The 19,693-nt window shown below is 60.5% G+C and carries 22 protein-coding genes and 1 other RNA gene; 15 read left to right on the top strand and 8 right to left on the bottom strand.

The features are described from left to right. Positions 1-44 precede the first annotated feature (44 nt). Positions 45-419, bottom strand: a transfer-messenger RNA (tmRNA) gene (gene ssrA / locus ACIK7D_RS09525). A gap of 142 nt (positions 420-561) precedes the next feature. Here ssrA and ACIK7D_RS09520 point away from each other — a divergent pair. The 7 genes from ACIK7D_RS09520 (at position 562) to ACIK7D_RS09490 (ending at position 7,040) form a co-directional block, all read left to right on the top strand. Then, positions 562-870, top strand: a complete 309-nt coding sequence (locus tag ACIK7D_RS09520; RefSeq protein ID WP_003522365.1) for a DUF2853 family protein — start codon at positions 562-564, stop codon at positions 868-870. A gap of 99 nt (positions 871-969) precedes the next feature. Further along, on the top strand, positions 970-1,764 hold the full coding sequence (locus ACIK7D_RS09515) for a thymidylate synthase (RefSeq protein WP_059756713.1): 795 nt from the start codon (positions 970-972) through the stop codon (positions 1,762-1,764). Beyond that, a complete protein-coding gene (locus tag ACIK7D_RS09510) occupies positions 1,761-2,288 on the top strand; it encodes a dihydrofolate reductase (protein ID WP_127757240.1) in 528 nt (175 codons plus the stop codon). Before ACIK7D_RS09515 ends, ACIK7D_RS09510 begins: the two co-directional genes overlap by 4 nt. Before the next feature lie 143 nt (positions 2,289-2,431). Further along, positions 2,432-3,538 (top strand): FtsH protease activity modulator HflK, encoded by a 1,107-nt coding sequence (gene hflK / locus ACIK7D_RS09505; RefSeq protein ID WP_400156165.1) that lies wholly within the window; start codon positions 2,432-2,434, stop codon positions 3,536-3,538. Position 3,539: 1 nt separating this feature from the next. Next, positions 3,540-4,463, top strand: coding sequence for a protease modulator HflC (gene hflC, locus ACIK7D_RS09500; RefSeq protein WP_020812048.1), 924 nt, complete (start codon positions 3,540-3,542; stop codon positions 4,461-4,463). Between the two features lie 192 nt (positions 4,464-4,655). After that, positions 4,656-6,200 (top strand): Do family serine endopeptidase, encoded by a 1,545-nt coding sequence (locus ACIK7D_RS09495; protein ID WP_174023727.1) that lies wholly within the window; start codon positions 4,656-4,658, stop codon positions 6,198-6,200. Between the two features lie 90 nt (positions 6,201-6,290). Beyond that, on the top strand, positions 6,291-7,040 hold the full coding sequence (locus ACIK7D_RS09490) for an SDR family oxidoreductase (RefSeq protein WP_400156164.1): 750 nt from the start codon (positions 6,291-6,293) through the stop codon (positions 7,038-7,040). Between the two features lie 25 nt (positions 7,041-7,065). Here the strand turns inward: ACIK7D_RS09490 and ACIK7D_RS09485 are convergent, their stop codons facing one another. Further along, on the bottom strand, positions 7,066-7,629 hold the full coding sequence (locus ACIK7D_RS09485; protein WP_400156163.1) for a GNAT family N-acetyltransferase: 564 nt from the start codon (positions 7,627-7,629) through the stop codon (positions 7,066-7,068). Further along, positions 7,626-8,516, bottom strand: coding sequence for a phosphoserine phosphatase SerB (gene serB, locus ACIK7D_RS09480; RefSeq protein WP_400156162.1), 891 nt, complete (start codon positions 8,514-8,516; stop codon positions 7,626-7,628). The genes ACIK7D_RS09485 and serB overlap by 4 nt, the downstream gene beginning before the upstream one ends. On the opposite strand from serB, the gene miaA reads away from it, so the two are divergent. Then, complete coding sequence (gene miaA, locus ACIK7D_RS09475; RefSeq protein ID WP_400156161.1) at positions 8,515-9,411, top strand: tRNA (adenosine(37)-N6)-dimethylallyltransferase MiaA; 897 nt, start codon at positions 8,515-8,517, stop codon at positions 9,409-9,411. The two genes, serB and miaA, sit on opposite strands and share 2 nt — an antisense overlap. A 9-nt stretch (positions 9,412-9,420) precedes the next feature. On the opposite strand, the gene ACIK7D_RS09470 is transcribed toward miaA, so the two are convergent. Further along, on the bottom strand, positions 9,421-11,430 hold the full coding sequence (locus ACIK7D_RS09470) for an ATP-binding protein (RefSeq protein WP_400156160.1): 2,010 nt from the start codon (positions 11,428-11,430) through the stop codon (positions 9,421-9,423). A gap of 382 nt (positions 11,431-11,812) precedes the next feature. Here ACIK7D_RS09470 and ACIK7D_RS09465 point away from each other — a divergent pair, with 382 nt between their 5' ends. From ACIK7D_RS09465 to ACIK7D_RS09450, 4 genes are all read left to right on the top strand, one after another. Continuing rightward, positions 11,813-13,606, top strand: coding sequence for an acetolactate synthase 3 large subunit (locus tag ACIK7D_RS09465; protein ID WP_035239227.1), 1,794 nt, complete (start codon positions 11,813-11,815; stop codon positions 13,604-13,606). A gap of 19 nt (positions 13,607-13,625) precedes the next feature. Next, positions 13,626-14,198, top strand: a complete 573-nt coding sequence (gene ilvN / locus ACIK7D_RS09460) for an acetolactate synthase small subunit (RefSeq protein ID WP_003522378.1) — start codon at positions 13,626-13,628, stop codon at positions 14,196-14,198. 131 nt (positions 14,199-14,329) lie between these two features. Further along, entirely contained in the window at positions 14,330-14,698 is a 369-nt protein-coding gene (locus tag ACIK7D_RS09455) for a helix-turn-helix transcriptional regulator (RefSeq protein WP_137004357.1), read from the top strand. Continuing rightward, complete coding sequence (locus ACIK7D_RS09450) at positions 14,691-15,221, top strand: SRPBCC family protein (RefSeq protein ID WP_174023719.1); 531 nt, start codon at positions 14,691-14,693, stop codon at positions 15,219-15,221. Before ACIK7D_RS09455 ends, ACIK7D_RS09450 begins: the two co-directional genes overlap by 8 nt. A 173-nt stretch (positions 15,222-15,394) precedes the next feature. On the opposite strand, the gene ACIK7D_RS09445 is transcribed toward ACIK7D_RS09450, so the two are convergent. Next, positions 15,395-16,240: an aldo/keto reductase gene (locus tag ACIK7D_RS09445; protein ID WP_400156159.1), complete on the bottom strand. Its 846-nt coding sequence runs from the start codon at positions 16,238-16,240 to the stop codon at positions 15,395-15,397. A gap of 164 nt (positions 16,241-16,404) precedes the next feature. On the opposite strand from ACIK7D_RS09445, the gene ACIK7D_RS09440 reads away from it, so the two are divergent. Continuing rightward, the gene (locus ACIK7D_RS09440; RefSeq protein WP_400156158.1) at positions 16,405-16,998 is read left to right on the top strand and encodes a LysE family translocator; all 594 of its coding nucleotides are present in this window, start codon (positions 16,405-16,407) and stop codon (positions 16,996-16,998) included. A gap of 6 nt (positions 16,999-17,004) precedes the next feature. Here the strand turns inward: ACIK7D_RS09440 and ACIK7D_RS09435 are convergent, their stop codons facing one another. The 3 genes from ACIK7D_RS09435 to ACIK7D_RS09425 are packed head-to-tail and all read right to left on the bottom strand — an operon-like array spanning position 17,005 to position 18,711. After that, a complete protein-coding gene (locus ACIK7D_RS09435) occupies positions 17,005-17,793 on the bottom strand; it encodes an anti-sigma factor (protein WP_262533174.1) in 789 nt (262 codons plus the stop codon). Continuing rightward, positions 17,790-18,347 (bottom strand): RNA polymerase sigma factor, encoded by a 558-nt coding sequence (locus ACIK7D_RS09430; RefSeq protein ID WP_065655851.1) that lies wholly within the window; start codon positions 18,345-18,347, stop codon positions 17,790-17,792. The genes ACIK7D_RS09435 and ACIK7D_RS09430 overlap by 4 nt, the downstream gene beginning before the upstream one ends. Next, entirely contained in the window at positions 18,331-18,711 is a 381-nt protein-coding gene (locus tag ACIK7D_RS09425) for a hypothetical protein (protein ID WP_080818673.1), read from the bottom strand. Before ACIK7D_RS09425 ends, ACIK7D_RS09430 begins: the two co-directional genes overlap by 17 nt. Positions 18,712-18,852: 141 nt before the next feature. On the opposite strand from ACIK7D_RS09425, the gene ACIK7D_RS09420 reads away from it, so the two are divergent. Beyond that, positions 18,853-19,212, top strand: a complete 360-nt coding sequence (locus ACIK7D_RS09420; RefSeq protein WP_400156157.1) for an ArsR/SmtB family transcription factor — start codon at positions 18,853-18,855, stop codon at positions 19,210-19,212. Further along, complete coding sequence (locus tag ACIK7D_RS09415) at positions 19,209-19,691, top strand: SRPBCC family protein (protein ID WP_400156156.1); 483 nt, start codon at positions 19,209-19,211, stop codon at positions 19,689-19,691. The genes ACIK7D_RS09420 and ACIK7D_RS09415 overlap by 4 nt, the downstream gene beginning before the upstream one ends. The last annotated feature ends 2 nt before the right edge of the window (positions 19,692-19,693 follow it).

Here is a 19,693-nt window from a genome sequence, read left to right as displayed (position 1 = left end):
TTGCGAGTCAGCTATCATATAACCAATTCAGGCAAAATGGAGAAGGTGGAGGTTTCTGTTGCCAGGTACCTCCGAACCCCGCCTCACGGGGCTAACCGTGAGGACTTTAGAGCGGAATTCCCGCACCGCCATTAGGCAGCGAGAGCATATTCCTTAGCGTTGTTGTCGTTTGCAACTACACTTGTGACCCGATAACGGCGGTATCATGCCGAGCAAAAGTTCGATCTTTACGCCCTTGTCGATCCTATTTCGCCCCCATCAAAAGCCGGCCTTCGTTTCATGAAAGTCCGCCGGTTTTTGGTGGAGGCGCCGGGTACCGCCCCCGGGTCCAATAGGTTTATTACACCGACCGTTTATCGCCATAGCCGGGTTGCCCCGGCAAGGCTCATATAGGCGTTTCGACCGCCTGAGAAAAGGGGGGTGATGACAATTCCATGAAAAGGTTTCGTGATTGCGGCCCGCACTTTAGACAATTCTTGACGACGAGGGATTGCTGTCCCATTGTCCATGCAACCGGTCACCAGAAGCAACACCGGGCCGGGGACACACGAAGGAGTGGACATGACTGACTATCTCGCAGATGTGAAGAAATACGACGCAGCAGCCGACGAAGCCGTGGTCGGCAAGATCGTCAAGCATCTCGGCATCGCCCTGCGCAACCGGGATTCCTCGCTGGTGTCCGCTTCCGATCCGGAAGAGCTTGCACGTGTGAAGGCGAGCTGGTGCGGCAAGAAGCTCGGCGTGACCGACGGTACGGCCGATCAGGCGATCGATGCCGTTGCCAAGGCCATGGCGGCGGACCGCTCCAAATCGCGCGTGACCTTTTATTATCTGGTCGCCAAGGAACTCGGGAAACTGCAATCTCTCTGATTTTTCCTGAAAGGCGGGGATAAGCGTTTCCCCGGTGATTGGTTCTGCCGCCCTGTGCTATTATATTCCCCTGATATCAGGGAATCGGCGGCAGAACGCATGAAACAATATCTCGATCTTCTCCGGCATGTGATGGAAACCGGCTCCGACCGCGGAGACCGCACCGGCACGGGTACGCGCTCGGTGTTCGGTTACCAGATGCGTTTCGATCTCTCCGAAGGCTTTCCGGTTCTCACCACCAAGAAGCTGCATCTGCGCTCCATCATTCATGAACTGCTGTGGTTCCTGAAGGGCGATACCAATATCGCCTATCTCAAGGAAAACGGCGTTTCCATCTGGGACGAGTGGGCCGACGAGAACGGCGATCTCGGTCCGGTCTATGGTGCGCAGTGGCGCTCGTGGCCCGCACCGGACGGTCGCCACGTCGATCAGATCGCGCTTTTGATCGAGGGCCTGAAAACCAATCCGAACTCCCGCCGTCACATCGTTTCGGCCTGGAACCCGGCGCTGGTGGATGAAATGGCGCTGCCGCCCTGCCATTGCCTGTTCCAGTTCTATGTTTCCGATGGAAAGCTGTCCTGCCAGCTCTATCAGCGCTCGGCGGACATTTTCCTCGGCGTGCCGTTCAACATCGCGTCCTATGCGCTGCTGACGCTGATGGTGGCGCAGGTCACTGGCCTGAAGCCGGGCGATTTCGTCCATACGCTCGGCGATGCGCATATCTATGCCAATCATTTCGAACAGGCGAAGCTGCAGATGACGCGCACGCCCAAGGCCCTGCCGACGATGCGCCTCAACCCGGATGTGAAGGACCTTTTCGCCTTTAAGTTCGAAGACTTTACGCTGGAAAACTACGAGGCCGATTCAAGCATCAAGGCGCCGATCGCGGTATGAGCGAGCCGCGCGTCACCATCATCGTCGCGGTGTCCGAAAACGGCGTCATCGGCCGCGACCTCGACATGCCGTGGAAGCTTTCCACCGACCTTAAGCGCTTCAAGGCGATGACGATGGGCAAGCCGCTCATCATGGGCCGCAAGACATTTTTATCCGTCGGCGAGCGTCCATTGCCGGGCCGCCCGCATATCATCGTCAGCCGCAATGCCGATTACCGGCCGCAAGGCGTGGATGTCGTCTCCTCGCTGGAGGAGGCTTTGAAGCTCGCCAGAAGCAAGGCTGCGGAGCTGGGTGTGGATGAGGTATTTGTGGCCGGTGGCGGTGAGATTTACCGTCAGGCCATGCCCTTCGCCGATCAACTTTCCGTCACCCATGTCGCGGTAAAGCTCGATGGCGACACTTTTTTTCCGGAAATCGATCCTGCCGTTTTTGAGAAAATCGAGGAAATCCCGGCTCCCGCAGGGGAAAAGGACAATTATCCGGTTCTGTTTACCACTTATGTGCGAAGAGCCGCGTCAAAGTGAACTATTTACCCTGATTGGGTATTTAGTTACCACCTCTGCGTTGAAACGGACGCTTCTCCTTCCTATAACGGGTCGATATTCCCGCCGCACGCGAGCAATCGCTTTCGAACGGAACCGGGAGAGGCTTTTATAAAGAGGTATTGATGCCCTGGAGCAATCAGAATGGCGGCGGCGGCCCTTGGGGCGGCGGCGGTGGAGGAAACAACCAGGGCGGCGGTGGCGGCCCATGGGGGCAGGGGCCTAACCGGCCTCGCGGCGGTGGCGGCCCGCCCGATCTGGAAGAGATCATCCGGCGCAGCCAGGATCGTTTCAAGAATGTGCTGCCCGGCGGCTTCAACGGCGGCGCAGTTGCCATCGTGGTTCTCGTCGTGCTGGTTTTCCTCGGCATCCAGTCCATCTATACCGTCCAGCCGGACGAGCGCGGTGTGGAGCTGCGTTTCGGCCGCCCGAAGGACGAAATCTCGATGCCCGGCCTGCATTTCCATCTGTGGCCGATCGAGACGGTTGAAATCGTCAAGGTCACCGAGCAGCAGCAGAATATCGGTTCGCGCGCCTCGTCGTCTTCGTCGAGCGGCGTGATGCTGACGGGCGACCAGAACATCGTCAACGTGCAGTTCTCGGTGCTCTATACGGTTTCGGATCCGAAATCCTATCTCTTCAACGTCGACAGCCCGGCCGAAACCCTGCAGCAGGTTTCCGAAAGCGCCATGCGCGAAGTCGTCGGCCGTCGTCCGGCACAGGACATTTTCCGCGATAACCGTCAGGCGATTGCGGCGGATGTGCGCACCATCATCCAGTCCACCATGGACGGTTATGGCGCGGGCATTTCCATCAATGCCGTGGCCATCGAAGATGCGGCGCCGCCGCGCGAAGTGGCCGACGCCTTCGACGAAGTGCAGCGTGCCGAACAGGACGAAGACCGCTTCGTTCAGGAAGCCAATCAATACGCCAACCAGAAGCTCGGCGCCGCTCGCGGTCAGGCCGCGCAGATCCTCGAAGAAGCGAACGCCTACAAGTCGCGCGTCGTCAACGAGGCGCAGGGTGAGGCGCAGCGCTTCGTCTCCATCTATGACCAGTATCGCACCGCGCCGGACGTGACCCGCCAGCGCATGTTCCTGGAAACGATGGAGCAGGTCCTGAAGGGTTCCAACAAGATCATCATCGACGAAAAACAGGGCGTGGTGCCTTATCTGCCTCTGAACGAGATCATGCGTAACAATCCGGGCGCAGCACAGCAGGGAGGCAACTGATATGGGTAACCGTCTTTCTGCCATTCTCGTCGGTCTCGCCGTCGTGCTTTTCCTCGGTTATTCGTCGATCTTCGTCGTCAACGAGCGCCAGCAGGCCATCGTCGTCCGCTTCGGTGAAATCCAGGATGTGAAAACCGCGCCGGGCCTCTATTTCAAGCTGCCCTTCGCCTTCATGGATGCCGACCGGGTGCAATATATCGAGAACCGCGCGCTGCGCTTCGATCACGACAATATCCGTGTTCAGGTTTCCGGTGGTAAGTTCTACGAGGTCGATGCCTTCGTGGTCTATCGCATCACGGATGCGCGCCGCTTCCGGCAGACGGTCTCGGGTGACCAGATGTCGGCGGAGTCGCGCCTGCGTACCCGTCTCGACGCATCGCTGCGCCGGGTCTACGGTCTGCGCGGTTTCGAATCGGCGCTTTCGGACGCACGTGCATCGATGATGCAGGAGGTGCGCGACGATCTGCGTCCCGATGCGGAATCGCTCGGCATCAGCATCGTCGATGTCCGCATCCGCCGTACCGACCTGACGCAGGAAGTCTCGCAGCAGACCTTCGAGCGCATGAAGTCGGAACGTCTGGCCGAGGCCGAACTGATCCGCGCCCGCGGTAACGAAGAAGCGCAGCGCCGCCGCGCCATCGCCGACCGCCAGGTCGTCGAGCTGGAATCCGATGCCCGCCGTCAGTCCGAAGTTCTGCGCGGTGAAGGCGATGCGGAGCGCAACAAGGTGTTCGGTGAGGCTTTCCAGCGCGATCCGAACTTCTTCGAGTTCTATCGCTCCATGTCGGCCTATGCCAATGCGCTGAACGGCAACGGCACGACGCTGGTTCTGTCCCCGGACTCGACCTTCTTCCGTTATTTCAACAATATCGACGGTGCGGCTCCTGCCGCTCCAGCTGCCCCTGCGCCAGCACCGGCGAACTGATAGCGGATAAAATGATTTTGGAGGGGCCGGTTTTACCGGCCCTTTCTTTTTGGTCCGTTTTCGTGCCAATGCTGTGGCTAAGGGCAAGGCGTCCCCCGCCTGTTCACGAAAAGGTATTTTTACACTTCATCATTCCGCCTTATGCTTTGCCGATATATGCAGGGCAAGACTATTTGAAACGCGAGGACGCTTATGGCCGTGACCCTTCTTTCGCCTTTTCGCAGCAGCATCGCCGCAGTCGCGGGCATCGCGCTTGTGGCAGGTAGCCTGACGGCACCGGTTGCTGCGAGAGCGCAGAGCCATGGGCCGGAATCGGTGGCCGATCTTGCCGAGCCGCTTCTCGATGCGGTGGTGAATATTTCCACGTCGCAGAACGTCAAGACCGAGGGCAAGGGCCCGGTTCCGCCGCGTCTGCCGGAGGGCTCGCCCTTTCAGGAATTCTTCAAGGATTATTTCGACAGCCAGAAGCCCGAGGGCGGCGAAAAGGTGAGTTCGCTGGGCTCGGGTTTCGTCATCGATCCGGCCGGCTATGTGGTTACCAACAACCACGTCATCGAGGGCGCCGACGCCATCGAGGTGATTTTCCCGAACGGCTCGAAGCTCAAGGCAACGCTGGTCGGCACCGATACCAAGACCGACCTTTCGGTGTTGAAGGTGGAGCCGAAAACGCCGCTGAAGGCCGTCAAGTTTGGCGATTCGCGCAGCATGCGCATCGGCGACTGGGTGATGGCCATCGGCAACCCCTTCGGGCTTGGCGGCTCGCTGACAGTCGGCGTCATTTCCGCGCGCGGGCGTAACATCAATGCCGGTCCCTATGACAATTTCATCCAGACGGATGCGGCCATCAACAAGGGCAATTCCGGGGGTCCACTCTTCAACATGAAGGGTGAGGTTATCGGCATCAATACGGCGATCATTTCCCCGAGCGGCGGTTCGATCGGCATCGGTTTCGCCGTGCCGACGGAGCTTGCCCAGAATATCGTCCAGCAGCTCATCGAGTTCGGCGAGACGCGTCGCGGCTGGCTCGGCGTTCGTGTTCAGCCCGTCACCGACGATGTGGCGGCAAGCCTCGGCATGGACAGCGCAAAAGGTGCGCTCATCTCCGGCGTCGCCAAGGGCGGACCGGTGGAGAACGGCCCGATCCAGGCCGGCGATGTCGTGCTGAAATTCGACGGCAAGGATATTCATGAAATGCGCGACCTCTTGCGGATCGTGGCGGAAAGCCCGGTCGGCAAGGAGGTCGATGTGGTGATCCTGCGTGACGGCAAGGAGGAAACCGTCAAGGTCAAGCTTGGGCAATTGCAGGATACGACCGACGAAAAGGCCTCGGCCGAAGATCAGCAGAACGAAGATGGCGATAGCGGTGTGGTTGCACCGGAAGATGATGGCGGCGCCGACGATCAGGCGCAGGACCAGACGCCGGAAGTGCGCGAGGCGCCGCAGAGCGTGCTCGGCATGAATCTCGTGGTGCTGAGCAACGAGTTGCGCACCGAAAAGGGCATTGCCGAAAGCGTCGAAGGCGTGCTGGTCGCGAGCGTCGATCCGGGTTCGCCCGCCGAGCAGAAGGGCATGAAGGCCGGCGATATCATCGTCGAGGTCGGGCAGGACTTCATGGAAGTTCCGGGCGACGTGCTGGTGCGCGTCAACGGCCTGAAATCCGAAGGCCGCAAGAATGCGCATATGATGGTGGCCGATGCGCAGGGCAATCTGCGCGTCGTGGCGCTGCCGCTGGAATAAGGCGCTTTCCGCCCGGCCGGGCAGGAATCGGGTGGTTGTGATCCCGGCTGCTCTCTAATTCTTGGTCTCCATCGAACGGAGGCCAAGGATATGAAATTACTCGAAAACAAGGTTGCCATCATCACCGGCGCGTCATCCGGCATCGGCCGGGCGACGGCGATGCTGTTTGCCGCCGAAGGTGCGGCCGTTGTCATCAATGCGCGTGGCGAAAAGGCCCTGCATGAGGTTGCCGCAGACATTCGTGAGGCTGGCGGCCGTGTCCACACGGTTGCTGGCGATGCCGGTGTTGCCGAAACCCATTCCCGGTTGGCGGATGCGGCCATAAGCGTCTTCGGTGGCCTCGATATCGCCGTCAACAATGCCGGTGCGGTGGGAGCCATGAAGCCGCTGGCGGAGATTTCGCCAGCGGAATGGGATCATGCGCTCAACGTCAATCTCACCTCCGCCTTTCTGGGGGCGCGTTACCAAATACCGCCGATGTTGATGCGGGGTGGAGGCTCCATCGTCTTTACCTCGAGCTTTGTCGGCACCAGTGCCGGCATACCGGGCATGGCGGCCTATGGCGCGGCCAAGGCGGGGTTGATGGGGCTGGTGAAAGGCATCACCGCCGACTATGCGGTCAAAGGCATTCGCGCCAATGCGCTGCTGCCCGGCGGGGTCGATACACCTGCCGCAGGAGACGACGCGCAAAAGGAATGGGCCGCCGGCCTGCACGCGATGAAACGTATCGCTGAGCCGCCGGAAATTGCGCGGGCAGCGCTTTTCCTCGCGAGCCCCATGGCGAGCTTCGTCGCCGGTGCCGCTCTGTTCGCTGATGGCGGCAATGCCGCGGTGAAATGACCTTGGGAGCTGGCGGGCAGGTGTCTTATCGCGCCCGCCATTCCTCCAGCGTCAGCGCATAGGTGACGTGCGGCCGCAGATGCGGATGCGTGTCTTCCGGCACGCGCGGATGGTCGAAGTCGCGGGAAGGATCGCGCTTCAGGCCGATGCGTTCCATTACCGCCGTCGAACGGTGATTGTTGTGGACGGCGAAGGAGACGATTTCCGGCGTTTCCTTTTCGTCGAAGGCCATGACGAGCAGCGACCGCGCCGCTTCCGTGACATAGCCGTGGCCCCAGAAGCGGGTGGCGAGCCGCCAGCCGATCTCCATGGTGCCGACCGGGAAGGGCGGATCGAGGTTCATGACGGGGGAGATGCCGCAGAAGCCCATGACTTCACCGGTCTCGCGCAGTTCCATCGCATAAAAGCCATAGCCGCTGCCGCGGATCATGCCGTTGATGGTTTCCAGCACGGCGTCCGCTTCCGCATGGCTGCGGCGGAAGGGGAAAAACTCCATGACCTTTTCGTCGGCGTTGATTTCGCGGAACAGGTCACGGTCGCTCTCCTTCCACTCGCGCAGAATGAGTCGTGGCGTCTCTCGGATGATCATGGAGTGACAAAATCCGTCTTGCGATAGCCCTGGATGTAAAGAAGCGCCGTCAGGTCGCCATGGTCGATGCGCATCTGCGCCTCGGCGGCCACGGCCGGCTTGGCGTGCAGGGCAACGCCGGCGCCGGCCAGATGCAGCATGCCGAGATCGTTGGCGCCATCGCCGACCGCCATCGCCTCTTCCGGCGAGATGCCGAGCCTTGCGGCGATATCGTTCAGCGCATCCACCTTGGCCTGTTTGCCGAGGATCGGTTCGGCAACGGTGCCGTCAAGCTCGCCATCGGCTTCGCCGAGCAGATTGGCGCGGTTCTCGTCAAAACCCAGCATGGCGGCGACGCGGCCGGTGAAGACGGTGAAGCCGCCGGAAACGAGGGCGGTGTAATAGCCCTTGCCCTTCATGGTGGCGATCAGCTCCCTGCCGCCGGGGGTAAGCGTGATGCGCTTTTCGATGACGTCGTCGATCACCGAGACAGGCAGGCCCTTCAGCAGCGCCACACGTTCCCGCAGTGCGGGTTCGAAGGCGATCTCGCCATTCATGGCGCGGGCGGTAATGGCGGAAACTTTTTCCTTCAGTCCGACTTCGGCGGCCAGCTCATCAATGCATTCCTGGCCGATCATGGTCGAATCCATATCGGCGATCAGCAGTTTCTTGCGGCGCTGATCCTGTTCCTGGATGACGATATCGATCGGTTTTCCGACAAGCGTGGCTGCAATAGCACTGCGAGCCTGTTCGGCTGCGGTGCCGGAAGGCAGGGCGATATCGCAGGCGATGCCATCGGCCAGCCAATAAAGGCCCGATGCGTTGACGGCCTTTGCGGCCGCCTCGCCGAGGGCCGGTGTCAGAACAGGATTTGACGGATTGGCGATAAGCGTGGCAACGAGAGCCATGATGAAAAACCTTGATGAGAATTTTGATGCGATCCTGATAACCGGCCCGACGGCAAGCGGCAAGTCCGCGCTTGCGCTTCGTCTGGCGCGGGAGCGGGACGGCGTCGTCATCAATGCCGACAGCATGCAGGTTTACGACACGCTGCGGGTGCTGACCGCGCGGCCCTCCGAAGACGAGATGGAAGGCGTGCCGCATCTTCTCTACGGCCATGTGCCGGCGAGCAGCCTCTATTCAACCGGCGAATGGCTGCGGGAGATTTCCGCCCTGCTTGCGGATTTGCGCGGGCAGGGGCGTTTGCCCGTCATCGTCGGCGGTACGGGGCTTTATTTCAAGGCGCTGACGGGTGGGCTTTCCGACATGCCCGTCATTCCCGATGACATCCGCGATGGGCTGCGTGCCAAGCTGATCGGGGAGGGGGCGGCTGCGCTCCATGCCGAACTCGCACGGCACGATCCGGCCATGGCGGATATGCTGCAGCCGGGAGACGGCCAGCGTATCGTCCGGGCGCTTGAGGTGCTCAAGACGACCGGAAAGTCGATCCGGGATTTTCAGCGCGCCAGCGGCCCGATGATCGTCGATCCCGACCGGGCGCAAAAATTCGTCGTCCTGCCGGAAAGGCCGGTGCTGCATGACCGCATCAACCGGCGTTTCGAGATGATGATGGATAGCGGGGCGGTGGAGGAGGTGCAGGCGCTTCTCGCGCTCAACCTGGCATCCGATGCCACCGCAATGAAGGCGATCGGCGTTGCCCAGATCGCCGATATGCTGGCCGGGCGCATCGGCGAGGCGGAGGTCATCGAAAAATCGGCGGCCGCGACCCGTCAATATGCCAAACGGCAGATGACCTGGTTCCGCAACCAGATGGGAGACGACTGGACACGTATCCAGCCGTGAGAGCGCCCGTCAGTCTTTCCGGTAGAGACTGCCGAGCGGCTTCTTCAGCAGGCTTTCGCGGAGCGAAGGACGTGCATCGCCGGGCGGCGGGCCATTCTGCGCCTGCATCTGGAAACTCGCCTTGCGCAATTCGTTGACCGCGCCGGAGGCGGCATCGGTTGCCGCCGGATTTGGCGATGCGGAGAGCGTGCGGCCGGGCAGCATGTCCGGGCGGTAGGGCTCGTATCCCTCCGGTGCGGCCGTTCCCAGTTCCCGCTTCCAGCGGTCGATGTCGTCCGTCTCCCGTGGTGCGGCTGCCGGCTCCGGCAGATCGGAAAAGGCTGCCTCGACGCTTTGCTGGAAGCCGGTGATAACAGGCTTGGCCGTGGCGCGCATGCGGGTGACGATGTTGTTCAGATCGACCGTGTCAGGGGTTTCATGGTTCGTATGGCTGATGGTGCCGCTTGCTTTCGGCAATTTGGCCGTGGCCACGCGGTCGAAACGCATGCGCATCGGTACATTGACGGCCTCGCCAAAGGCGATGGCCTCGCCATTGCCGATGGAAGACAGAAAGCTGGTGGTCGAGGTCGATGCGTTCGGTACGGCGGAGAGAATGATCTTCTGGTCGATCTCGTTCGACAGCCGCATGGCGAAAACGGTCGAGCATTGCGACAGGATGGTCTGATCCAGCTCGCTTGGCCGCTGGCTGATGACGCCGAGCGAAATGCCGTATTTGCGGCCTTCCTTGGCGATCTGGGCAATGGATTGCCGGGTGGGGAAAAAGCCGCGCTCGGGGTCGGCGGGCACATAACGGTGCGCTTCCTCGCAGACGACAAGCATATGCAGCGAGCCGCGCGCCAGCACCGCCAGTTCGAAGGACATGCGGCAGAGGACGGAGACCACCGAATTCACCACTTCGGAGGGGATGCCGGAAAGCTGGAACACCGAAATCGGCTTGCCTTCCCCGGGAATACGGAAAATATGCGCGACCGTCTCCAGAATGGTGTCGCTGATCGTATTGCTGGAGAACATGAAATTATAGCGCGTGTCGTTGATGGCCGAGAGGATGCGGCCTTTCAGCGAACGCAGCGCGGGTTTTTCGCCACGCCCTTCCAGCCGGCCGATACGCTCGTCGATGAGGGCGAGAAGATCGGCCATGCGATAGGGCACCGGCGTATCCGGCGTGATCGCGCTCTTGTCGGACGTGCGGCGCACGGCGGAACCCTCGGTGCCGCGAAATGCTTTTTTCGCTTCCGGAACGAGGTCGCGAAGGACATCCATTTCTTCCGGCACCGGTTTGCGGCCGCGGAAAATCACTTCCGCAAATTCCTCAAGGCGCATCAGCCAGAAGGGAAGATCCAGCGTATCGGTGTCGATGACGACCGAATGATCGGGAAAGGCGGCCGCGAATTCATTATGCGGATCGAGAATGAGGACGCGCAGCTTCGGGTCGGTCTCGATCGCCTTGTTCAGAAGCAGCGAGACGGCGGTGGTCTTGCCCACGCCCGTCGAGCCGACGACGGCGAAATGTTTGGAGAGCATCTGGGGAATGCTGATGGTGGCGTTGATCGTATCGTCCTGCGTCAGCCTGCCGATCGTGCAGGCGTCGCGCTTGCCGCTGTCGTAAATCTTGGCAAGATCGCTGGTGCGGATGCGATGCGCCACCGCACCGAGATAGGGATAACGGGAAATGCCGGTGGAAAAGCGCTCGCTGCCATCCTCGGTGCGATAGACTTCGCCCACCAGTTCAACGTCGATCAGCAGCCTGTTCGGCCTGTCCGCCGCCCAGTATTCCTCGCCGGTTCGCATGGAAAAGACCAGCGCTGCGACACGGCTCGTACCCATTTCGATGGAGATCAGGCGTCCGACGGACCAGAGCTGCGATGCATCGGTGGTGCCGGGTTCGGTTTCGGCGGCGATGGTGGCATGCGCACCGTTACAGGCGATGACGCGGCCCAGCATGCGGTTCGCCGGCTGCTGGCCGGATCGCCGTTCGTTTTCGTCCATGCGGGACGCATTATGAAACGTGTCGTTACTCACATTTTTTCCCGGTACATGCGGATGATCGCGGTGGTTCGGGCAGTATCTGCGTTCTCGATATTAAAAGATTATGCTTAACAACATGTGTATCGGCTGCGTTCGAAAATTTCGCGCAAGCAGCCTTTCAGGTAATAAAAGAAGGCGGCGGCGATTTTTTCCCGCAATATGCGTTGACGGCTGGGGCTTTTGTGGCTAACACTCCGGCCCATGAAAAATCTTAACGTACTTATCGTGGTGGGACGGCGCATGGGCAGGATGGTGTAACCATCCGGCGAAAGCACCCATGCGCTGAACGAGGCTCCTTAAGGGGCCTTTTTTTATGTCTTCAAACAGGCCCTCGGGCTCCTCGATATCCAAAGCCAAAGCGGGATGGAAACAGGCAATGACGGATAAGGACAATACGGAAAACAGCAATCGCATGACAGGTGCGGAGATCGTTCTGCAGGCGCTGAAGGACAATGGCGTCGAGCACATCTTCGGTTATCCTGGCGGTGCCGTGCTTCCGATCTATGACGAGATTTTCCAGCAGGAAGACATCCAGCATATCCTCGTGCGCCACGAGCAGGGCGCTGGCCACGCCGCCGAAGGTTATGCCCGCTCCACCGGCAAGGTCGGCGTCATGCTCGTCACCTCCGGCCCCGGCGCCACCAATGCGGTCACCCCGCTGCAGGATGCGCTGATGGATTCCATTCCGCTCGTCTGCCTGTCCGGCCAGGTTCCCACCACGCTCATCGGTTCCGATGCGTTCCAGGAATGCGATACCGTCGGTATCACGCGCCCCTGCACCAAGCACAACTGGCTGGTCAAGGACGTCAACGAGCTGGCGGGCATCATCCATGAAGCCTTCCGTATCGCGCAGACGGGTCGTCCCGGTCCTGTCGTCGTCGATATTCCGAAGGACATCCAGTTCGCCACCGGCACTTACACGCCGCCCTCCGCCGCCACCCAGCACGAGAGCTACAAGCCGAAGGTTCAGGGCGATCTGAACGCCATTCATGCCGCCATCGACCTGATGTCGAAGGCGAAGAAGCCGGTTTTCTATACTGGCGGCGGCGTCATCAATTCCGGCCCGGAGGCAACCCGGCTGCTGCGCGAACTGGTCGAGCTGACCGGCTTCCCCATCACCTCGACGCTGATGGGTCTCGGCGCCTATCCGGCTTCCGGCAAGAACTGGCTCGGCATGCTGGGCATGCACGGTTCCTACGAAGCCAACATGACGATGCATGATTGCGACGTTCTGGTCTGCGTCGGCGCGCGTTTCGACGACCGAATTACCGGCCGCATCAATGCGTTCTCGCCGAATTCCAAGAAGATCCATATCGATATCGATCCGTCCTCGATCAACAAGACGGTTCGCGTCGACGTGCCGATCATCGGCGATGTCAGCCATGTTCTGGAAGATATGGTTCGTCTGTGGCGCGCTCTGCCGAAGAAGGTTGAGAAGGCGCAGACGGCCGACTGGTGGGCGCAGATCGAGCGCTGGCGCGCACGCAATTCCTTCGCCTACAAGAACTCCAACGATGTCATCATGCCGCAATATGCCTTGCAGCGGCTTTATGAGGCTTCGAAGGGCCGCGACACCTATATTACCACCGAAGTCGGCCAGCATCAGATGTGGGCGGCGCAGTTCTTCGGTTTCGAGGAGCCGAACCACTGGATGACCTCGGGTGGTCTCGGCACCATGGGTTACGGCCTGCCGGCGGCCATCGGCGTTCAGGTCGCGCATCCGGACGCGCTGGTCATCGATATTGCCGGTGACGCCTCGATCCAGATGTGCATTCAGGAAATGTCCTGCGCCATCCAGTACGGTCTGCCGGTGAAGATCTTCATCCTCAACAACCAGTATATGGGCATGGTGCGCCAATGGCAGCAGCTGCTGCACGGCAACCGCCTGTCCAACTCCTATACGGAAGCCATGCCCGATTTCGTCAAGCTGGCGGAAGCCTATGGCGCGGTCGGCATGTATTGCGACGATCCGAAGGAGCTGGACGACAAGATTGCAGAAATGATCGCGGTCAAGAAGCCGGTCATTTTCGATTGCCGCGTCGCCAATCTTGCCAATTGCTTCCCGATGATCCCGTCTGGTAAAGCCCATAATGAGATGCTGTTGCCGGATGAGGCGACGGATGAAGCGGTTGCCAACGCCATCGACGCCAAGGGCCGTCAGCTAGTCTGAGCCGGGAGAGGAAAAGGACATGAACGCACACCTACAACCCACCGGCTCGGCCTATTTCATCCAGAAGGAAACGGCTGCCGTTGAAAATCACACGCTGTCGGTTCTCGTCAGCAACGAGCCGGGCGTCCTCGCCCGGGTCATCGGCCTGTTCTCCGGCCGCGGTTACAACATCGAAAGCCTGACGGTTTCGGAAACGGAACATGAGGCGCATCTGTCGCGCATCACCATCGTCACGCGCGGCACGCCCATCGTGCTGGAGCAGATCAAGGCGCAGCTTGAGCGCATCGTGCCGGTGCACCGGGTTCTCGATCTCACCGTTCGCGCCCGCGAGCTGGGACAGGAGCGGCCGATCGAGCGCGAAGTGGCGCTTATCAAGGTTGCCGGTTCCGGCGAGGACCGCGCCGAGACGCTGCGCCTTGCCGATGCGTTTCAGGCCAAGGTGGTGGATGCGACGGTGGAGCATTTCATCTTCGAGATCACCGGCAAGTCGTCGAAGATCGACCAGTTCGTGGCGATCATCAAGCCGCTCGGCCTGATCGAGATTTGCCGCACCGGTATCGCGGCGATGAATCGCGGCCCACAGGGGATGTAATCTCCATATCCGGAGCATATGCTGGAATATAAGCCCGCGGTTCGCCGCGGGTTTTTTTATGGCCTCGCCCGGATCGACAGATGTTCAACCATATGGTTGACTTTCAGGGTGGATAGTCTATATTCAACAACATGGTTGAATTATCCGCTTCACATCTCGACACTGTCTTTCATGCCCTTGGCGACGCCACGCGGCGCACGATGCTACGCGATCTTTCCCTTGGTGAGCGAACGGTGAGCCAGTTGGCCCGGCCGTTCGACATATCGCTCGCTGCCGCTTCCAAACATATCAAGGCGCTGGAAAATGCGGGGCTTATCCGCCGCGAGGTGAGGGGGCGCATCCATGTCTGCCGCCTTGCGCCGGAACCGTTGGCGCAGGCGCATGAATGGCTCGATTTCTACCGACAGTTCTGGGGCAGCCGCCTCGATATTCTTGAGCAGATGCTCAGGGAGGATGATCAGGGAAAAATCCCTGCAGATGGAGGAAATGACAATGGCTGATATTGCAATGCCTGACGCCTATGGCCGTCTTGTCGAACCGACGACCCTTAAGATCGAACGGCTGCTGCCGGGGCCTATCGAGCGGGTATGGGCCTATCTCACACAAAGCGAGCTTCGCCGTCGCTGGCTGGCTTCCGGCGAAATGCGGCTTGCGCCCGATGCGCCGTTCGAACTCGTCTGGCGTAACGATGAGCTTTCCGATCCGCCAGGCCGTCGCCCGGAAGGCTTTTCCGAAGAGCACAGAATGGCGTCCCGCATCATCACCGTCGTTCCGCCGCACCGCCTTGTCTTCAGTTGGGGCGAGGGCGCGGAGGTGTCCATCGAGCTTCAGGCTCTGGGCAAGGACGTGCTTCTGACGCTGATCCATCGCCGACTGGCGGATCGCACGGCCAAGCTCAATGTCAGCGCCGGCTGGCACGTGCACCTCGACATTCTCGCTGCCCGGCTTCAGGAAGAGGAACCGGGACCCTTCTGGGATACCTGGCTGGGGTTGAAAGAGGAATACGAGCAGCGCATACCGTAATGAAGCGCGGTGCGTTCTCATGGTCTGACGGCGCGGCTTGTCGCGCCGTTTCTTCTGGTCCGGGATTGATGACGCAACCCCGAACAACAGGCCTGCTTTTCGGCGTGGCGTTCACATTCCGATTCAACCGCTTGAGCGATTGATTCCGAAGTGTTTCGTAACCCTCGGTTACCTCACAGCATTTCCAGCGAAGTTTTGCGCATCGGCGGCGGGAAGACGGCGTCGAGAGCGGCCCAGTCTTCCTCGGTTATTTCAAGATCGGTCGCGCCGCGATTTTCCTCGACGCGGGAAACGCTGGCGGATTTAGGAATGGCGATGACGTCATCCCTCTCCAGAAGAAAGGCGAGCGCCAATTGCGCCGGTGTCGCCTGATAGGCCTTGGCGATGCGGATGAGTTCGTGGTTCTTCAAGATGCGGCCCTGCTCGATGGGGGAATAGGCCATCAGCGGCACGCCGCGCTTCTGGCACCAGGGCAGCAGCGAAAACTCCGGCCCACGCCGGGACAGATTGTAGAGCACCTGATTGGCGGCGCAGTTCTTGCCGCCGTCAACCGCGAAAAGCTCCTCCATATCGTCGGTGTCGAAATTGGAGACGCCCCAGTCGCCGATCTTGCCGTCGCTCTTCAGCCTTTCGAAAGCCGCCACGGTTTCTGCAAGCGGGTGCTCGCCGCGCCAGTGCAGCAGATAGAGGTCGATATGGTCGGTGCCGAGCCTTGCAAGGCTGCGCTCGCAGGCCTCCGCCGTGCCTCTGGCGCTGGCGTTCCAGGGATAGACCTTGCTGACCAGAAACACGTTCTGTCGACGGCCGGCGATGGCCGCGCCGACCACTTCCTCCGATCTACCGTCCGCATACATTTCCGCCGTGTCGATCAGCGTCATGCCGAGATCGATCGCCTTGCGGATGCTTTCGACCTCCTGCGGCGCGGAGGATCTCGTCTCCCCCATGTTCCAGGTGCCAAGGCCAAGGGCCGGAACCTCTTTTCCGGAGGGCAGGGTGACGGAAGGAATATCGTCATACATGGGTTCGCTCCAGCGGTTGGTGATCGGACAATAGAACTTTGTTCCGACTTCTCAAAGCCGGCATGGAGAGGATCGATCCATCAAAAAAATTGACCTCGGCCATCGACCCGGCGGGGTGGCCTGATGTTGGCCCGGCGGATAGGATTTCGGCTCAAGGAGAAATCATGACTGTCGAAACTCTTGTCGCGCTGGTGCTGTTTGCCTTCACCACATCCATCACGCCCGGCCCGAACAATATGATGCTTTTCGCCTCCGGCGTGAATTTCGGATTCCGCCGCACCATCCCGCATATGCTGGGCATCGGGGCGGGGTTCCTGTCGTTGCTGATCGGGGTCGGCTTCGGTCTCGGCGCGTTGCTTCATTCGGTGCCCGTGCTATACACCGGGCTGAAATTCGCAGGCGGGCTCTATCTCGTCTGGATCGCGTGGAAGATCGGCACCTCCCGCAGCCTGAGTGAGGGTTCGGCCGCATCGGAGCCGATGAGTTTCCTTGCCGCCGCCGCCTTTCAGTGGGTCAATCCCAAGGCGTGGGTGATGGCGGTGACGGCAATGGCGACCTATACGGATGAGCGGCAATATTTCCTCACCGTGCTTCTCGTCGGCGTGGCCTTCGCCGCGGTCAATCTTCCCAGCGTTTCCACCTGGGCGGGTTTCGGCTCGGCATTGCGGGGATGGCTGGCTGTGCCGGTCCGGCTCAAATGGTTTAATATCACCATGGCCGTGCTTCTCGTCATCAGCCTCTGGCCGATGCTGAAATAACGGTCTTCACGTCGGGAACTGCCGGTAACATTCCTCGGCGATTGCCTGCACCTCGTCGCGCGTCAGCTCGGCGGACACGGCGTAACCCAGTTCATTGTCGATCCAGTAGAAGGTCTCGATACCGTCGGCGCTGGCCATGCGGAAGCTGGTGGTGCGGTTTTCCTCGTTGTGGCCGATCAGCACCGTCACCCGGCGGCCGGTCTTGTCCTGATACATCAGCATCGCGCCCGGTTTGCCGCTGACGGGGATAAGGCGCCCGCCGACGAGGTCGTATCCGATCTTCGAGAGATCGGGGATGGTGAAGGGGTAACCGAGCCGCTTGCCGAGCCATGTGGCGAGATGCTGCTGTTCTCCCGCGCCGACTTCGACGGGATGGCGCACTTCGCTCGCATAGATGAGATAGGCGGATTTCGCCTGCGCCGGAATATCCGTCGTCAGCGACGCCAGGGTCACGTCCTGCGGCGTGGAAAAAGACGGCGGCAGAAGCCTGCCCGCCGCAGCACCCGCCACGAAGATCAAAAGGGCGGCCGCTGTTTGCAGCAGAACCGGTTTTGCCCGCCATGCGCGGTCCCTCTTTTGCGGGCTGAGCATCGATGCGTCATGCGGATGTGCGGCGGCATAGGAGGCGAAGGCGTTGCGCAGAATGTCGGCCTGTTTTCTCCATTCCTCCACACGGGCCTGCTCTTCCGGCCTTTCCGCCAGCCAGGCCTCGACAGCCGCGCGGTCATCGTCGGAAAGAAGTCCGTCGACATAGGCGTGCAGATCGTCTTCGGTTATGGCGTCCGGCCGTTTCATCGTGGTCTCCGCAGGGGAATGATATTATCTGCCGCCAGATGCTGGCGAAGGGTTTCGCGGGCGCGGGAAAGTCTGGACATGACGGTGCCGAGCGGGATCGCCAATGTCTCGGCCGCCTCCTGATAGCTGTAGCCTTCCACCGTCACCAGCATCAGCACGGCGCGCATGTCCGGCGAAAGAAGGGCGAGTGCGCCGTGCAGCCGGTCGTTCTCCAGCGTGTCGGAGAGCGTCTCCGCGCCGGCGATGCTCTCATGGCCGTCCAGGCTCTCGGACGGGTGGCGTTTCTCGGCGCGGTGGCGGTTACGATAAAGATTCGTCATTATCGTGTAAGCCCATGATTTCAAACCCGTTCCGCGCCATTGCCTTTTATTGGCCAGCGCCTTTTCCACGCAGTCCTGCAAGAGGTCCTCGCCATCGGCATCTGAACGGGAAAGGCTGCGGGAATAACGGCGCAGCATGGGCATCAGCGCCAGCATTTCGGTTTCGAAACTGCCGGCTGCGGGGGAATGGTTCCCCCGCTTTTCGTCCGTCATGCCATCAGGGTTTTGCGGCATCCCATACACCGTTCACACCATCACCGGTGGCATCGCCCTTCTTGGTATCCTTGACCCAGTAATAAAGCGGCATGCCATCCTTTGCCCACTGCATCTTGCCATCCTTGCGCTTCACGAGGGAATAGGCGCCCTCGGCCTTGTCGCTGGCGGCTGCGAAAAACGGCGGCCAGTTCACCGCGCATTTGTCATAACAATTGGATACGCCCTTCTTGTCGTTCTTGAAAGTGTAGAGCGTCATGCCTTTTTCGCCCGCCAGCACATCGCCCTTGGCGGTCTTGACGGTTTCGACCATAGGGGCGGCGTAGGCCGTTCCGGCAAAAGCCAGAACGAGGGCGGGAACGATAAAGCGGATCTTCATGGACATATCCTCCTTGGTTCGGGCGGCCTCTGCCGCCAGCACATCAAGAGACACCGCAACCCGACGGATTATTCCCTGGGGCAAAGAATTTTCGCGATTTTTAAACTTATCCATTGAGCTAACTATTTCGACGTGATAGTTAGCCTTATGGAAAACTATTCAGCTGCGCTCGACGATATCTTCCAGTCTCTTGCCGATCCGACCCGCAGGGCGGTGATCCTGAAGCTGGGCGGCGGGGAGGCGAGCATCGGAACGCTGGCCGAGCCCTTCGACATGGCCCTGCCATCCTTCATGAAACATATCCGCCAGCTGGAAGAGGCGGGGCTGATCGTGACGCGCAAGCAGGGGCGTGTCCGGTTCTGTTCCCTGGAGAAGCAGAGGTTTTCCATGCTCGATGGCTGGTTGTCGCAACAACGCGCCATCTGGGAAGGCCGCACGGACCGGCTCGAACAATTCATCATGGCGCAACAGGACAGGATGTCCAGCAAAGGGGAGAATGACCAATGACCGAGACTTTCAATCCCGATCTCGATCTGAAGATTTCACGCATCATCAGAGCGCCGCGCCGGCTCGTCTGGAATGCCTGGACGGACAAGGCCAGCCTCGAACAATGGTGGGTGCCGCATCCCGGCCAATGCCGGGTCGACCGCATGGAGCTCCATCCCGGCGGCGCCTTCGAAACGCGCTATAGCGAGGACGGCACGGCCTTCGGTCCGCATGTCAAAGGATGTTTTCTGGCGGTGGATCATGAGCAGCGTCTGGTTTTTACCGACGCGCTGACGGCGGGTTTTCGCCCCTCCGCCCAGCCGTTCCTCACCGCCGTGATGACATTTCGCGATCACCCCGACGGCATGGAATATGTGGCCTATGCCATGCACAACAATCTTGAGGATCGCGACAGGCACGCGGAGATGGGCTTCTTCGACGGCTGGAACACGGTTGCGGAGCAATTGGCGCAGCTTGTCGAGCGACAGGCGGCCAATTGAGC

This window comes from Agrobacterium sp. P15N1-A, assembly GCF_044626815.1.
In the GTDB taxonomy this organism is placed as follows: Bacteria; Pseudomonadota; Alphaproteobacteria; order Rhizobiales; family Rhizobiaceae; genus Agrobacterium; species Agrobacterium leguminum.
The sequence above is the reverse complement of the archived record's forward strand: the minus strand, read 5'-3'. Positions and strand labels throughout refer to the sequence as shown.